The organism is Acidocella sp. (assembly GCF_036489515.1).
Classification (GTDB): domain Bacteria; phylum Pseudomonadota; class Alphaproteobacteria; order Acetobacterales; family Acetobacteraceae; genus Acidocella.
The window spans coordinates 19,398-34,982 of record NZ_DASXFO010000098.1; the positions used below are offsets into that span (position 1 = coordinate 19,398).

At 58.8% G+C, this 15,585-nt stretch carries 12 protein-coding genes and 1 tRNA gene; 11 read left to right on the forward strand and 2 right to left on the reverse strand.

Features of this window, described 5'->3' with window-relative positions:
- Positions 1 to 7 precede the first annotated feature (7 nt).
- On the reverse strand, positions 8 to 919 hold the full coding sequence (gene fmt / locus VGG47_RS14610) for a methionyl-tRNA formyltransferase (protein WP_331539844.1): 912 nt from the start codon (positions 917 to 919) through the stop codon (positions 8 to 10).
- Complete coding sequence (gene def, locus VGG47_RS14615; RefSeq protein WP_331539846.1) at positions 916 to 1,458, reverse strand: peptide deformylase; 543 nt, start codon at positions 1,456 to 1,458, stop codon at positions 916 to 918. The genes fmt and def overlap by 4 nt, the downstream gene beginning before the upstream one ends.
- A gap of 265 nt (positions 1,459 to 1,723) precedes the next feature.
- Here def and VGG47_RS14620 point away from each other — a divergent pair, with 265 nt between their 5' ends.
- The 11 genes from VGG47_RS14620 to VGG47_RS14670 all read left to right on the forward strand — a co-directional run bounded on the left by VGG47_RS14620 (position 1,724) and on the right by VGG47_RS14670 (position 15,496).
- Positions 1,724 to 2,197, forward strand: coding sequence for an Hsp20 family protein (locus VGG47_RS14620; protein WP_331539848.1), 474 nt, complete (start codon positions 1,724 to 1,726; stop codon positions 2,195 to 2,197).
- A gap of 79 nt (positions 2,198 to 2,276) precedes the next feature.
- Complete coding sequence (locus tag VGG47_RS14625) at positions 2,277 to 2,531, forward strand: DUF1150 family protein (protein WP_331539850.1); 255 nt, start codon at positions 2,277 to 2,279, stop codon at positions 2,529 to 2,531.
- A gap of 255 nt (positions 2,532 to 2,786) precedes the next feature.
- Entirely contained in the window at positions 2,787 to 4,592 is a 1,806-nt protein-coding gene (gene lepA, locus VGG47_RS14630; RefSeq protein WP_331539852.1) for a translation elongation factor 4, read from the forward strand.
- 147 nt (positions 4,593 to 4,739) lie between these two features.
- A tRNA-Ser gene (locus VGG47_RS14635) sits at positions 4,740 to 4,829 on the forward strand.
- A gap of 858 nt (positions 4,830 to 5,687) precedes the next feature.
- Positions 5,688 to 6,698: an iron ABC transporter substrate-binding protein gene (locus tag VGG47_RS14640; protein ID WP_331539854.1), complete on the forward strand. Its 1,011-nt coding sequence runs from the start codon at positions 5,688 to 5,690 to the stop codon at positions 6,696 to 6,698.
- Position 6,699: 1 nt separating this feature from the next.
- Positions 6,700 to 8,304 carry an ABC transporter permease gene (locus VGG47_RS14645; protein ID WP_331539856.1) on the forward strand — a complete coding sequence of 535 codons (1,605 nt, stop codon included), beginning with the start codon at positions 6,700 to 6,702 and terminating at the stop codon, positions 8,302 to 8,304.
- A gap of 50 nt (positions 8,305 to 8,354) precedes the next feature.
- Positions 8,355 to 9,422, forward strand: coding sequence for an ABC transporter ATP-binding protein (locus VGG47_RS14650; RefSeq protein WP_331539858.1), 1,068 nt, complete (start codon positions 8,355 to 8,357; stop codon positions 9,420 to 9,422).
- 27 nt (positions 9,423 to 9,449) lie between these two features.
- The gene (locus VGG47_RS14655; protein WP_331539860.1) at positions 9,450 to 10,577 is read left to right on the forward strand and encodes a hypothetical protein; all 1,128 of its coding nucleotides are present in this window, start codon (positions 9,450 to 9,452) and stop codon (positions 10,575 to 10,577) included.
- Positions 10,574 to 11,854: an iron uptake transporter deferrochelatase/peroxidase subunit gene (gene efeB, locus VGG47_RS14660; protein WP_331539862.1), complete on the forward strand. Its 1,281-nt coding sequence runs from the start codon at positions 10,574 to 10,576 to the stop codon at positions 11,852 to 11,854. Before VGG47_RS14655 ends, efeB begins: the two co-directional genes overlap by 4 nt.
- Positions 11,855 to 11,899: 45 nt before the next feature.
- A complete protein-coding gene (locus VGG47_RS14665; protein ID WP_331539864.1) occupies positions 11,900 to 13,339 on the forward strand; it encodes a carbohydrate porin in 1,440 nt (479 codons plus the stop codon).
- Positions 13,340 to 14,314: 975 nt separating this feature from the next.
- Positions 14,315 to 15,496 carry a hypothetical protein gene (locus VGG47_RS14670; protein ID WP_331539866.1) on the forward strand — a complete coding sequence of 394 codons (1,182 nt, stop codon included), beginning with the start codon at positions 14,315 to 14,317 and terminating at the stop codon, positions 15,494 to 15,496.
- Positions 15,497 to 15,585 lie beyond the last annotated feature (89 nt).

Consider the following 15,585-nt stretch of genomic DNA (forward strand, 5'->3'; position numbering starts at 1 on the left):
TCGGCCATCAAAAGAAGCGGGCGCCGGCGGGGAGCGAAAAGCCGCGCAGAAAATCCTGCGCGCTCATCGCCGCCTTGCCGGCGCGCTGGATTTTGGTCGGCCGCAGCGCGCCCTCGCCACAGGCGATGGTGAGCTTGTCGTCCAGAATGTCTCCGGGAACCGCCTCGGCGTTCCCCGGCACCACCTCGGCGGCGAGAAATTTCAGCACCATGTCGCCGAGCAAGGCCAAGGAGCCCGGCCAGGGCGTGAAGGCGCGGATCTGCCGTTCCAGTTCCGCGGCCGGCCTCGTGAAATTGAGCCTTGCATCCTCACGGGACAGTTTCGGCGCGTAGGTGGAAAGCGCCTCGTCCTGCGCCACGGGGGCCGGCATCTTGTCCAGCGCTTGCAACACCAGGCGACCGCCGATGGCGGCGAGCCGGTCGTGCAGATCGGCGGCCGTATCCCTCGGCCCGATCGGCGTCGCCTCGCGCAGAAGCATGGCGCCGGTGTCCAGCCCCTCATCCATCTGCATGATGGTGATGCCTGTCTCAGCGTCGCCGGCCAGGATCGCCGCCTGGATCGGCGCCGCACCGCGCCAGCGCGGCAGCAGGCTGGCGTGGATGTTGAAACAGCCGCGTCGCGGCGCTTGGAGGATTTCGGCGGGCAGGATCAGACCGTAGGCAGCGACCACCGCCGCATCGAGATCAAGGCTGCGCAAGAAGGCTGCCTCCTCCTCGTTTTTGCGCAGCCGGCGCGGCGTGCGCACGGGAAGCCCCAGCTCCAGCGCCGCCTGGTGCACCGGGCAAGGCGTCTCCTTCTGGCCACGATGCGCCGGCTTGGGTGGCTGCGCATACACCACCGCCACCTCATGCCCCGCCGCGACCAGCGCTTTAAGCGCCGGGACCGAAAAATCCGGCGAGCCCATGAAAGCGAGCTTCACTTGCGCGCCGCCTTGTCCTTCTGCTCCTTGGCGAGCTTGCGGAGCAGCATGTTGCGCTTTAGCGCCGAGAGGTAATCGACGAACAGGACACCGTTCAGATGGTCGATCTCGTGCTGCAGGCAGGCGGCCATCAGCCCCTCGCCCTCGATCTCTTTTTTGACGCCGGTCTCGTCCAGATAGCGGACTGCTACCCGCGCCGGGCGGGTCACTTCGGCGTATTGCTCGGGCAGCGAAAGACAGCCTTCCTCGCGCGAGGCCGTCTCGTCCGAGGCGGCGATGATCTCGGGGTTGATCAGCACGATCGGCTCCAGCACCTTTTCCGGCGCCAGATCGATGACCACCAGGCGGAGCAGGCGACCGACTTGCGGCGCCGCCAGGCCGATGCCGGGGGCCGCGTACATGGTGGCGAACATCGCCGGGATCAGCCCCCGCACCTCCTCCATGTCCGCCGGCGTGACGGCGCGCGCGACCTTGCGCAACACCGGATCCGGCACAATGTGGATGGGCAACAACGGCGTTTCGGTTTCTGCAACTGACATGCCACGCCTCTAGAGCGAATTTACCACAAGGAAAACCGGGGCGGATGAAATTCCGGCCCGCGCCGCTCAGCTCCAGGTTGCCACCTGGTCATTGCGTGCCCCGAAACCCTGCCATGCCGCCGATGCCGCAACGCCACACTGGGCGGAAACCTGCTATGTATCAGGGCATTAGGGCTTGCATTGCCAGGTGTTTATGACAATCTCTGTCGTGGATGCCTTCGGGGTCCATGACCTGCTTCGCTCACACTGGGGGAGCCTGAAAGAGATGAATACACGCGTTTTTACCCCGCCTTTGTTTCTGGGCTTCGACCATCTCGAACAGATGATCGAACGCGCCGCGAAAAACTCGTCGGACGGGTACCCGCCGTACAATATCGAGCAACTCAGCCCCGTCTCGCTGCGTATCACCCTGGCGGTGGCGGGATTCACGATGGACGACCTGCAGATTACCCTGGAGGATAATCAGTTGGTAATCCGGGGTCGCCAGACTGATGACGGGCACGGACGCGTGTTCCTGCATCGCGGGATTGCCGCCAGGCAGTTCCAGCGCGCCTTTGTGATCGCCGAGGGAATCGAGGTGAAAGGCGCGTGGCTTGATAACGGCTTGCTGCACGTCGATCTGGTCCGGCCGGTGCCCCAGCCGGTGGTGAAAACCATCCCGATCTCGCGCGGCCAGGCGAAAACTTCTGTGGCGCCGACTCGCATGGTGGATGGAGAGTCACAGACCTCCGAAGGCTGAACGATCAAGCGTCCGCAATTTTGACACGCTATGGCCAGATACTGGCTTTAAAGTGGCATCTGGCCTGAAAGGATTTTCAATGAACGTGAAAACGCATGATGGCAGCGCCAATTTCGTCCCGGGCACGGTGATCGACATTCATCACATCACCGCCGCCCAGCTGGCGACCCTTGGCATGGAAGAGATCGCCTTCGTCAAACCCGTGATGACCGAGAGCGGGCCAGCTTTCGCGATCCATGCCGCCGACGGCACGCCCATGGCGCTGGCCTCCGACGCCACCCTGGCCGCCGCGGCGATCATCCAGAACGACATGGTGCCCAGCCTCGTCCATTAACGCGCACCCCACGCTCTCTGCAAAGGGGCGGCCCTAGCGCCGCCCCTTTGGCTTGCTCAAGGAAAGCAAAGGGAAGGCTTCTTTTTGTGAACAAAAAGAAGCAAAAAAACTTTATTAATCTGGGCCATGGGCGATGTCGGCGACAACGCCCATGACCCAGCATTAATAAAAGTTTTTGCGCCGCTTTTACTCGAAAAGCGGCCGCTTCCTCTCTCGCCTGTTCACCTTTTGGCCGTTTCTGCGTATGTCTCGTCCATGACCGAAACGCCCATCGACCTGATCCGCAATTTCTCCATCATCGCCCATATCGACCACGGGAAATCCACCCTAGCCGACCGGTTGATCCAATATTGCGGCGGCCTCACGGCGCGCGAGATGACCGAACAGGTTCTCGACAACATGGACATCGAGAAAGAGCGCGGCATCACCATCAAGGCGCAGACCGTGCGCCTCGCCTATCCGGCCAAGGATGGCAAGACTTATACGCTGAACCTGATGGACACGCCCGGCCATGTGGACTTTGCCTATGAGGTGAGCCGCTCGCTCGCCGCCTGCGAGGGCTCGCTGCTGGTGGTCGACGCCTCCCAGGGCGTGGAGGCGCAGACGCTGGCGAATGTGTACCAGGCGATCGACGCCCGGCACGAGATCGTGCCGGTGCTCAACAAGATCGACCTGCCGGCCGCCGACGTGCCGCGCGTCAAACAGCAGATCGAGGACGTGATCGGCATCGACGCCTCGGACGCGGTGGAGATTTCCGCGAAAACCGGGATCAACATCGAAGGCGTGCTGGAGGCGCTGGTGACCCGGCTGCCGTCGCCGAAAGGTGACGCCGCAGCCGAACTCTCAGCGCTTCTGATCGATAGCTGGTATGACCAGTACCTTGGCGTCGTGATTCTCGTCCGCATTAAAAACGGCATCCTGCGGCGCGGCCAGAAAATCCGCATGATGTCGACCGGCGCGGTGCACCCGGTCGAGCAGCTCGGCGTCTTCACCCCGAAGATGCGCGCCGTGGAGGCGCTGGGGCCCGGCGAGATGGGCTACATCACCGCCGCCATCAAGACCGTCGCGGACTGCAATGTCGGCGACACCATCACCGACGACCGGCACCCGGTGGCCGAGGCGCTGCCCGGCTTCAAGCCCTCGGTTCCGGTGGTGTGGTGCGGGCTGTATCCGGTCGATGCCGATGATTTCGAGAAGCTGCGCGACTCCCTGGCCAAGCTGCGGCTGAACGATGCCAGCTTCCATTATGAAGCGGAGACGTCGGCGGCGCTCGGCTTCGGCTTCCGCTGCGGGTTTCTCGGCCTGTTGCACCTAGAGATCATCCAGGAGCGGCTCAGCCGAGAATTCGACCTCAACCTGATCGCCACCGCGCCCTCGGTCGTCTACAAAATTTTCCGCACCAACGGCGAGATGGAGCTGCTGCACAACCCGTCGGACATGCCGGATGGCAGCATCATCGATCATATCGAGGAGCCCTGGATCCGCGCCACCATCATGGTGCCCGACGATTATCTCGGCGCGGTGCTGACCCTGTGCACCGAACGCCGCGGCCAGCAGGTCGACCTTACCTATGTCGGCAACCGGGCGATGGCGGTTTACCGCCTGCCGCTGAACGAGGTGGTCTTCGATTTTTACGACCGGCTGAAATCCATCAGCCGCGGCTATGCCAGCTTCGATTACCAGATCGAGGATTATGCCGAGGCGGACCTGGTGAAAATCTCCATCCTGGTGAACCTGGAGCCGGTGGACGCGCTCTCTTTCATCGCCCATCGCGCGGCGGCGGAAAGCCGTGGCCGCGCGATCTGCGCCAAGCTGAAAGAGCTGATCCCCAAGCAGCTGTTCAAGATCGCCATCCAGGCCGCGATCGGCAGCCGCGTGGTGGCCCGCGAGACCATTTCCGCCCTCTCCAAGGACGTCACCGCCAAATGCTATGGCGGCGACATCTCGCGCAAGCGCAAGCTGCTGGAGAAGCAGAAAGAGGGCAAAAAACGCATGCGCCAGTTCGGCAAGGTGGAAATCCCACAGAGCGCCTTCCTCGCCGCGCTGAAAATGGACGTATAATCTTTTTGTCTCCGGAGGCTCCCTGCCCTTGAGCAGCGCCACCGATTTGGGCTAAGGAGGCCCCGGAGCCGGTTTCCCGGCTCCAGCTCGTTTAAGGGCACGGTTTCCAAAGGGGCGCGACTGCGCCAACCGGACCGTTCCCGTGCCGGAGAGATGGCCGAGCGGCTTAAGGCGCACGCTTGGAAAGCGTGTGTGCGTGAAAGCGTACCCAGGGTTCGAATCCCTGTCTCTCCGCCAAAAATTCTTAATTTTCAATGACTTACGAGGCGATTTGGGAAAATTCCCTTATCGATATCCTTGGCGCTGGGGCGAACAAAACCGGACGGTGATGGACTGAAATCCGTGTGACACGGATGCAACGAGCCATCCTGTCGGTAATCGACTTTCGGCTCCGCGCATCGCAGCCTGGAGCGGCGTCGAGGTAGGGAACACACCAAGGCGCCGGACACCCCCGCTCACCTGCCGGCGCGTTCACAGGTCCGCCAGCAGAAGCCGATTTATCAGGTTTTCCGACCAATGCTACCTTAGATTGTTATGAGTCTTGACGTATCATTGCCGCTTCGGCATAGATTACCGTTAATTTATGTCCTGGATACGTTTGGGTAATTAACTTGAAGAAAGCATTTAAGGCGGCGCATTCGCCAGACGCTGCCGGTTACTCAGAATTTTGCATTCGCGTGGACGGTAAAACGTTCGGAATCTTTTTTTTAAGCCTTACTGAAGCAACGACGGCTGCTCTCGATCTGCAGGCTCAGGGTAGGAAGTGCGAAATATTCTCCCGGGAAAGCGGTCAGGTCGTTATTCGATTTGATCGCTGCAAAATGGCTGCTGGTGCATAGGGCAAACGAAACGGGAGCCTAACCGCTGTCGGGATTACCTGACGTTCGCCAATGAGCCAGCTGGCACGGTGGCTTAGCGTCCCTTATCGCCGTTCAGCCAAGCAGTTCTGCTGCTCCAAAGCGGACGCAGCCCTGGTGGGATGTGGGCAGCATAGCCGCGTTGCTATTCCGTATTGACAGGACCAATTTAGTCCGGATACACCCGTTCTAATTGAGAATAATTCTTATTCGCATTTAGGACGAGGACTGACCGACCATGCCGCGTAATATTCATTACCTTGCCGCGATCGGGTTCACATTGGGCCTCGGCCTTCAGGGCGCCAGCGCACAACCCGACACATTGACCCTCTATAGCGCCCAGCACCCGCAGGTTGACGCCATGCTTGTGGCGGCCTTCACCAAAGAAACGGGCATCAAAGTACGAGTGCACGAAGGTGAAGGGCCGGATATCGCCTCCCAGATCATCCAGGAGGGCTCGGCGTCTCCTGCAGACGTGTTTTTTACTGAAAACTCGCCGGAACTGAATCTGCTTGATGAGAAGCAATTATTGGCGCCTGTCGCACCAGGAACGCTCTCGCAGATCCCCGCTCAATACAATGCTCAGGACGGCGATTGGCTTGGCGTGCTGGCGCGGGAGAACGTCCTCGCCTTTAATCCAGACGAGATCAATGCCAGCGCTTTGCCGCCTTCATTGCTCGATCTCGCCAAACCGGAATGGAAGGGCAAAGTCGGGATTGCCCCGAGCGATGCAGATTTCCTGCCCCTCGTTAGTGCCGTCATCAAACAATATGGCAAGCCCGCCGCCCTCGCCTGGCTCCAGGGACTGAAAGAAAATGGGGCGATCTACCAGGATGACGAAGGCGTGGTCGCCGCGGTCAACCGTGGCAGCGTCGCCACCGGCATCATCAATAATTATTATTGGTACCGACTCGAAACCGAGCTGGGGGCCGACAAAACCATTAGCCGAATTCATCATTTTTCCGACGGCGATATCGGCGCCCTGATCAATGTGTCCGGTGCCGCCATTCTCAAATCCTCCCGTCATCAGGCAGAAGCGCAAAAATTCCTGGCATTTCTTGTGAGCCCATCCGCTCAGGAAATGTTGGGCGCAAGCAATATCGACTATGAATATCCTCTCCGCCCTGGTGTGTCGGCGAACAAAAAATTGCCCCCTTTCAAATCCCTGCAACCGCCCGTGATCTCCGTGTCACAGCTCGGCGATGACCAGGAGGCGGGGCAACTTCTCCAGCAGGCTGGGCTCATTTGAAATGTTCACCGCTTCCCTACGCGCAGGCCTGCTCAAGGCAACGCCAAAACGCCCTCCGCTTGGACTTTTGGCTGCAGGATTCGCTGTCTCTGCTTTGGTGCTGCTGCCGTTCTGCGTGACGGCGGTAAGCGCCGCCAGGGGCGGAATAAGCGTAGCGGTTGACTTGCTGTGGCGCCCGTTAGTGGGAGAGTTACTGTTCAATTCCTTGTTGCTGATCGTTTGCACGACGCTGTGCTGTGCGGTGATCGGTACGACAGCCGCGTGGCTCGTGGAACGGACGGACCTGCCTGGAAAAAAATTTTTCGCCGTCCTGGCTGTCATACCGTTAGCCATACCCGCGTTCATAACAAGCTATGCTTGGCTATCGCTGAGCCCGGCATTGGAGACGTTCTGGGGCGCCTTGCTGGTCGTGACGATGTCCTACTATCCCCTCGTTTATCTGCCGGTGGCGGCGGCGCTGCGGGAGATGGATCCGGCCCTGGAAGAGACCGCCCGGGTGCTTGGCAATAATGTTACCGCGGTGTTTCTGCGCGTGGTTCTACCGCAGCTGCGGCCAGCCTTGCTCGGCGGTATGCTGCTCGTCGCCTTAAATACCCTGGTGGAATTCGGGGCCTTCGCCTTATTGCGCTTCAGAACATTCACCACGGCGATCTATGCAGCCTATCGAGCCGGATTTTCCGGTGCTGAGCCGGCACTTTTGGCGATGATTCTGATCGTGCTTTGCCTGGCCTGCCTTGTCGGCGAGCATTTCGCGCGTGGTAAAGCGCAATATGGCAGGCTGGCCCGTGGGGTACGGCGCGAGGCGGCCAAATATGAACTCGGAGGCAGCGCGGCACTGGCATTTATCGGGTTTATTGTCTTCGCCGTCGTCGCAGTTGGCGTACCGCTCGGAACGATCGGCTACTGGCTTACGCAGCCAAGCGATCCGGCGACGACTGTCTCCCCCTATTCCCTATCGGCACTGGCGCAGGCCACCTGGGCATCCGTGCGGTTGGCGAGCGGCGGTGCGGCACTGACACTCTTTCTGGCACTGCCACTTGCCATTCTGGCGACTCGATACGAGAATTGGTTAACGACGTTGCTCGAACGCTGCGCTTATCTTGCCCAAGGCGCTCCCGGAATTGTCGTGGCCTTGGCATTGATTTCATTGACCGTGCACAGTGTCAGCCCGCTTTATCAAAGCACATTTCTATTGTTGGTCGCCTACGCCATCGTCTTTCTGCCATTGGCGCTCGTCAGCGTGCGCGCCGCCTTGTTGCAGGCACAAAAACAACTCGAGGAAGCAGGAAGATCCCTGGGCTTGGGCCGGCTATCTGTCCTGCTACGAATAACCTTGCCGCTGGCGGCACCAGGACTGGGAGCCGCACTCGCCATGGTGTTCATCGCGACGCTCACTGAACTAACCGCAACATTGCTTTTAGCGCCTATCGGCACGCAAACATTGGCAACGCAGATCTGGGCGGACACATCAACCGTGGCGTTCGCGGCGGCGGCACCTTTTGCTGCGGTCATGGCGGTGCTGTCCATGGCGGCGTCCTGGCTGCTGGCCCGGCGTTTTGGCACGGCCAGCGTGTTTGCCCCCAAGACCTCCGCTGGTGCGGTATGATGGCGGCGTTAAAAATCTCGCATCTTACGAAGTCTTTTGGGAGCTCGATCGTGCTCCGCGACGTGACATTGCAAATCGAGTCCGGCGATCTGGTGGCCATTTTGGGCGCATCCGGCAGCGGGAAGACGACCCTGTTGCGTTTGATCGCCGGTTTCGAGCGGGCCGAATCGGGCGACATTGAAATCGACCGCGAGGTGGTTGCATCTGACACCGTCTTCAAGCGTCCGGAGCAGCGCGGCATTGGCTATGTCGCACAGGAAGGTGCGCTGTTCCCCCATCTTTCGGTTGCGGACAACATCACCTTTGGTCTGAGCAAGAAACTGCGAAAGTCCAGATACCGGGTCAGTGAATTACTCACGCTCGTCGATCTGCCCGTTACCTATGCGGATCGCGGGCCCCAGGCGCTCTCCGGAGGTGAGCAGCAACGCGTGGCGTTGGCCCGCGCGCTGGCACCGAACCCAAAACTGGTTCTCCTCGATGAGCCCTTCTCCGCGCTCGACGCCGGCCTCCGAGCGGAAACGAGAGAGGCCGTGGCACTCGCCATTCGTGCCGCGGGCGCCACGGCGATCCTGGTCACGCATGACCAGTCCGAAGCCCTCTCGATGGGCAGCCGCGTCGGCGTCTTGCAGCAAGGCGTTTTGACGCAGATGAGCAGACCCGAAGATCTATACAGGCAACCGCAGAGCGCAGGAATCGCGAATTTTATCGGTGACGCGGTGTTTCTGCCGGGCATCGCAAGGTATGGAAAAATCGACTGCGTACTTGGCGCTCTTTCTGCGAGTGACCTTGGACTGGACGGCCCCGTCGAGGTGATGATCCGGCCGGAGCAGATCAAACTCATAGATGAACCGAGCGTGGATGCGGCCGAAGCCATAGTCGGGACGGTGGTTTTTCATGGCCACGACGCGATCGTGACGCTTCGTCTCCAGAACACATCCCTTGCCACCGACATCACGGCTCGCGTGTTCAGCCAAATTTTGCCGAAGCCGGACGCCACGGTGTGGTTAAAAGTGGAGGGAGACGTTGTGGCTTACCCGACCTTAAACGCAACGACGCTACCTCGCGCCGTTTCAGCCTTAAATGCTGACACGCCGTATTATGGTTCCAATACACCCTAACAAATTTGTCCCGATGGAGAGACACAAATGACGCGGAATATTCTTTTAAGTATGACGACCCTCTCATGTTTGGCGCTGGCCGCTGCCGTTCCTGGCGCCCACGCACAAACCGCCGATGCGTCGGCGTTCCTTGCGACGGTCCATAAGCATCATCTGCTGACGTCTACGGTCCCGGATAACGGAGATCAGAATCCTTACGCTCTGGTGGTCGCCCCCGTGACCTCTGGTTCCGTGCAAAAGAATGATGTCTTGGTCAACAATTTCAATAACAACAAAAATCTTCAAGGAACCGGCAGCACAATTATGGATTATCGTCCGTCTACCGGACAAACCACCGTTTTCGCCGAAATTCCGCACAATCAGCCGGGTTGCCCCGGTGGAATCGGATTAAGCACGGCGATGGTGATGCTCAAATCAGGCTGGGTGATCGTCGGGAGCGCACCCAGCACTGACGGTACAACAAAAACTTTGGGAGCTGGTTGCCTGCTCGTCCTCAATTCCGAGGGTGGCGTTGCAGATACGATCACCAGCCCTGAGATCGATGACCCCTGGGGCAATATGGCGCTGATCGACAACGGGGATACCGCGACGTTGTTTATGAGCGATGTTGGATTCGGCATTGGCGCGGCAGGCCAAGCCGTTCAGTACAAGGCCAACGTGCTACGGCTTGCTTTAGCAATCCCATCAGGGAAACCGCCACAAGTCACGAGCCAGACGGTCATCGGGAGCGGCTTCGGTGCTCAGGCTGATGCCGGCGTCTTCCTGATCGGTCCGACCGGCTTGACCCTCGGCAAGACCGGCGAGCTGTATGTCTCGGATGCCATCGGCAACCGTGTTGTGGAGATCCCAAATGCCGCGACCCGGACGGACAGTGCGAACACCGGTATCCTCGTGACCAAGGACGGCCTTCTCAAAAGACCACTGGCGATGGATATGACGCCAAACGGTCACCTTCTGGTGGCTAACGGGTTGAACGGTCAAGTGGTTGAGATCGATCCTTCAAGTCACACGCAACTTGGCGCGCAATGGGCTGACGCTGACGAAGCGCAAACACCACCGGGCAGCGGTGATCTGTTCGGGATTGTTATGAAGCCCAATGGGAAAGGCTTCTATTATGTGGAGGACGACGTGAACACGCTTGTGCAAGCCCAATGAGTACGGACCGCGGGAAAGACGCAAAGCCATCGCGGCGGATTTTTCTTGCCGCTGCTGGTGGGTTGGTGGGGAGCACCGCCACGGCCCACATGGTTATGGCAAACCCACGGCCAGTCCCATCGCGCCCTGAGCAGGAACTCGACGAAGGAGAACCATTCTACGGACTCCACCAGAGTGGCATTACCACGCCGATGCAAAGCGCTCTTTATTTTGCATCCTTCGATTTAGCGACCGACAAGCGCAGCGATGTGGTTGAGCTCTTGCAAGCATGGACGGCCGCAGCGGCCAGACTGACTGCGGGCCTACCGGCGGTCGCAGGCAAGCAGGACGAACATCAGCCTGGTTTAGATAGTGGTGAAGCCATCGGGTTAGGACGCTCTCAACTCACGCTAACCTTTGGCTTTGGACCTGATTTATTCTCTCTCAATGGACATGACCGATATGGCCTCAACGCCAGTCGTCCAGAAGCTCTGGCAGAGCTGCCAGGATTCAATGGTGACCAGTTAGTGGATGGACAATGCGGTGGCGCACTCTGCATTCAGGCTTGCGCCAACGACCCTCAGGTCGCCTTCCACGCGGTTCGTCAATTGGCGCGCCTATCCTATGGCACCACCACCCTGAAATGGGTCCAGAGCGGTTTCATTGGCGCCAATAAAATCAAAGGTACGCCCCGGAATCTGATGGGGTTTAAAGATGGCACAATAAATCCCGACGCCGGTGCTGTCGATGACGTTGTCTGGGCGGGTGCTGAAGGCCCCGACTGGATGCGACAAGGCAGCTACATGGTGACAAGACGCATCCGTATCGCACTCGAGCACTGGGATCGAACGAGCATAGCGTTCCAGGAAAAAACCATCGGACGAGAAAAACTTTCTGGCGCTCCGCTTGGCGGCAAACACGAATTCGACACGCCGGATTTTCAAGCGACTGATGCGGACGGTGATTTCGTCATTCCGGAGACGGCTCACATAAGGCTCGCCGCCCCGGCGACAAACAGTGGTGTTCAGCTGTTGCGGCGCGCTTACTCCTATAATGACGGTGCGAATTTCACTGCCGAACGTTGGCCGCCTTGGCGTCAAGGGATTGAATATGATTCCGGCCTGTTCTTTGTCGCTTATCAAAATGACCCCCGTACCGGATTCATAAAGCTCTTCGATAAAATGTCGAAGATCGACGCGATCAATCAGTTCACGACACATGTCGGAAGCGCGGTATTCGCCTGCCCGCCCGGCTTAAAGAATGGCGAATATATCGGTCAGAGATTGTTTGAATCATAGCGCCCACCCCAGTCAGGTTCGCCGCAAAAAATCTTGGAAACTCAAATGAAACTTCGAATTGAAATTGCTGATACTCTTGCGGAACCGCGCGGGCGTTCCATGATGGAAAAATTCGCTCGATTTTGGCCGCAAAGAAGTTTGGCAACACTTTCGTTCACGGCCGTGTTGAGTGGTGGTGCCGTTATGCCGGCATTGGCGCAAAGCGCCAACACAGGACTCCTTGGTAATATGGGCGGCCTTAGGACGATCCTGGGGAATTATGGTGTCACTCTGGGCATAACCGACAGTGAAAATCTGCTCGGCAATGTCGCAGGTGGCGTCAAGCAAGGTGCGACATTGCAGGGCGTTACGACCTCCACTCTGGATGTCGATACCGGTGAAGCATTCGGCCTTCAGGGCGGTACATTTCATGTCAGCGCGCTGCAAATTCACGGCCAGGAGCTGAGCCCATCCTATCTTGACAACCTGCAGACAGCGAACGGAAATGAAGCTGAAGATGCTACCAGACTTTGGGAAATCTGGTACGATCAAGCGTTTGATTATTCACGGGCCGACATAAAGATCGGCCAACAAAGCATCGACAACGAATTCATCGTCAGCCAGTATTCCGGCTTATTCGTCAATACGATGGCTGGTTGGCCACTCATTCCGTCGGATGATCTCTATGGCGGAGGACCGGCGTACCCGCTTTCATCGCTTGGCGCACGGCTACGCTTCAAACCATCTGACAACGCGAACATTCTGGCGGGTGTCTTTGACGACAACCCTGGAGGCGGCAGCTTCGATGACGACGCCCAGGCACTTGATCGAAATGGCGCCAGATTTAACCTCAACACCGGAGCGCTGTTCATTGCCGAGCTGCAGTACACGACCAACGAGCCGACTGTTGGGGACATGGTGCAGAATGGCTCGCAATCATCCGGTCTACCTGGGACCTATAAGATCGGCTTCTGGTATGACACCGCATTCTTTCCTGATCAGGAGTTTGGCACCGACGGACTCTCGCTTGCAAATCCGAACAGCAACGGGGAGCCGGTCATGCATAAGGGCAATTACAGCCTCTATGGCGTGGTCGACCAAACAATCTGGCAGTCAAAAGTTGACGCAGCCCGGACGTTAAATGTTTTCGGACGCATTATGGGGGCGCCCTCCAATCAGAACCTCATCGCCTTTAGCTTCAACGGCGGCATCACGCTCACGGCTCCTTTCCCCCACCGCGACAATGACCAAGTCGGCATCGATTTTGGCTTGGCCAAGGTGAGTTCTCGAGTGGCCGATTTGGATCGGGACGCCGGTGTTACCGCTCAGGGGACCGAAGAGTTGATAGAATTGACATATCAAGCCCAGGTCAAGCCTTGGCTAACCCTGCAACCAGACCTACAATATATTGTAAATCCAGGTGCGGGAATCCCCGATCCCAATAATTTGAGCCACAACTTGTCGAATGAGCTCGTCGTCGGAGTCAGGAGCATCGTGACATTTTAGCGGCCGGCCTGGAGCAGCGCGGTAAGATGCGTCGAAAGCCTATGTTCCGCCTGGAACTTGTACGACCGCCTCCGCTTGAGCTACGTACACGCAGCATCGCTGGCATGCGAGCGGATGGGGTCAAACGGATCTTCATGACGTTGGCCACGGCTGCACCGCAATCGCCTTTGCCGCCTATCGCAAGACGCGCGTCGTAGAGGCCGTTTCCCACAGCTCCTGCGTCAAGCGAGATACGACCTGACAAGTTTCAGCTGATGGAGCAGAATCAAGCCCTACCACCTGGTCCCGTCGCACCGCGTTAACGTGACCATCATAAAGCAACTCCGCCGTCACCATCGTACTGGCACGCGGCGTATAGACGTTTGCGAAGTGAACTCGTATTTGCCAGTTCGGATTGACTTGCGTGTCGATTGTTCTCGACGGGATTGTCGTGGCGACGCACGGACTTACCATCCGGGCCAATCCTCGGTCGGTATAACCGGTCATCGTACCTGTAATGGCGACGGTCGCGGCACCGTTCGAGCTTGTGGCTTTTGCGTGCACAACCGCCAAGGCCGGCGCGGTAAAGGCGCCAAGAGTCAAAAGGACAGACGCCAATCCAATCGCGACACGCATTTGTGAAGTTAACAATTTCAATGACTCCCCTGCAGAGCTGTGGCCGCTGGGAAGAAGAGAAAGACCTCACGACATGGATAGCAGATATGCACGTTGACTCCGACGAAGCAATTGAACCGTTGCTTCGGATAGCAGGGGTTGCTGACGTGAAACTGACAAGTTTGGGAGGGTCGCAATCGCCCGCAGCGGCAATTCTGCGATCGTTCTTGCATCGCCCTGCCCTCACCCGATCATGCACCACGCTGCCCGGTGCATCGGCACGTAAACTGGCGTCTGGTTGCGGTTTACGGCAGGCTTAGGGAATAATGACGAAGCGTCCAGACCCGGGATCGTTGGCGCATGGCTGGTGAGGGAAACGTAATGCAGTTTTCGATGTGGACTTATCCTTGGGATGTTCAGGATCTAACCGCCGATCGCGTCGTAGGAGAGCTGGAGGAATGCGGCTGCACCACGATCAGCCTCGCGATCTCCTATCACGCTGGACATTTCCTCCAGCCGCGGAGCCCATATCGAAAATCGTATTTTCCGCAGGACGGCACCATCTATTTCGAACCGCGTCCGGCACTCTGGGCGGACGCGCCGATCCAACCGCTGGTCGCGCGTATTGTCCGGGATGGTAACGACGTGTTGGCCGATCTCATCCGGCGGCGTGACGCAGGCGGTCTTGCTGTCTCGTGCTGGACGGTTTGCCTTCATAACACGCGGCTCGGGCTTTTGCATCCCGGGGCGGTAACCCGCAATGCCTTCAATGATCCGAATATTTTCAATCTCTGTCCGTCGCACCCGCATGTACGGCACTATGTCCGCACGCTCGTGCGGGATCTTTCAGAACAGTACAGGCCCGATGCCATCGAGCTGGAAAGCCTTGGTTTCATGGGCTTCGTCCACGGATTCCACCACGAGAAGGATGGCGTCGGGCTGACCGCCGAGGACGATTTTCTTTTGTCACTGTGTTTCTGTCCGGCTTGCACGGCGCGCGCGACGGCAGCGGGGCTCGATGTCGAGCGGGCGCGAATAACGGTTCGGCGCTGGATCATCGATGCCTGTGAGCGGGAGTTCCCCGCACCGCGTTGGCCAGAGTTTCCTGATTTAGGTATCGATGTGTTTCGGAACCATCCGGAGGTTTATGACTTCCTCCTATGGCGCTTTGAACCTGTTACCAGCCTTGTCGCCGAAACCCGCTCGGAAGCCGCACCCGAAACTAAAATTCATCTGATCGACCTCAAGGATGGTTGGCGCGGCGGCTGCGATATCGGCGCGACTGCACAGGCTTGCGATGGCGCCATTGTCTGCGGCTACGACATGACACCGACAGGCATCCATGCACTTCTGGCCGGCGCACGGTCCAGGATCGGGACAAAATTTCTCGGCACCGGGTTTCGCCTGTTTTATCCCGAGATGTCCGGGGCCGCGGACGTTGCAGCCCGTGTCATGGCGGCAGTGCAAGCCGGCGCCGAGCGTATCAATTTCTACAATTACGGCCTGATTCCCGCCGCCCGCCTCGCATGGGTGCGCCACGCCATCGAAGCGGCGAAGACGTAACCGGTAGCAGGCGCCATCGACTAACATCCAACCACACGCCCTGCCACGGCAGTACCTGCTCCAGGTCGACCAGAAATGCCGCCCGCCGT

Excerpts from the sequence above, each read along its gene's own strand:
- VGG47_RS14665 (WP_331539864.1), top strand. The coding sequence starts at position 11,900 with ATGAAACTTCGAATTGAAATTGCTGATACTCTTGCGGAACCGCGCGGG.
- VGG47_RS14670 (WP_331539866.1), top strand. The coding sequence starts at position 14,315 with ATGCAGTTTTCGATGTGGACTTATCCTTGGGATGTTCAGGATCTAACC.
- lepA (WP_331539852.1), top strand. The coding sequence starts at position 2,787 with ATGACCGAAACGCCCATCGACCTGATCCGCAATTTCTCCATCATCGCC.
- VGG47_RS14655 (WP_331539860.1), top strand. The coding sequence starts at position 9,450 with ATGACGCGGAATATTCTTTTAAGTATGACGACCCTCTCATGTTTGGCG.
- VGG47_RS14640 (WP_331539854.1), top strand. The coding sequence starts at position 5,688 with ATGCCGCGTAATATTCATTACCTTGCCGCGATCGGGTTCACATTGGGC.
- VGG47_RS14645 (WP_331539856.1), top strand. The coding sequence starts at position 6,700 with ATGTTCACCGCTTCCCTACGCGCAGGCCTGCTCAAGGCAACGCCAAAA.
- def (WP_331539846.1), bottom strand. The coding sequence starts at position 1,458 with ATGTCAGTTGCAGAAACCGAAACGCCGTTGTTGCCCATCCACATTGTG.
- VGG47_RS14620 (WP_331539848.1), top strand. The coding sequence starts at position 1,724 with ATGAATACACGCGTTTTTACCCCGCCTTTGTTTCTGGGCTTCGACCAT.
- efeB (WP_331539862.1), top strand. The coding sequence starts at position 10,574 with ATGAGTACGGACCGCGGGAAAGACGCAAAGCCATCGCGGCGGATTTTT.
- VGG47_RS14625 (WP_331539850.1), top strand. The coding sequence starts at position 2,277 with ATGAACGTGAAAACGCATGATGGCAGCGCCAATTTCGTCCCGGGCACG.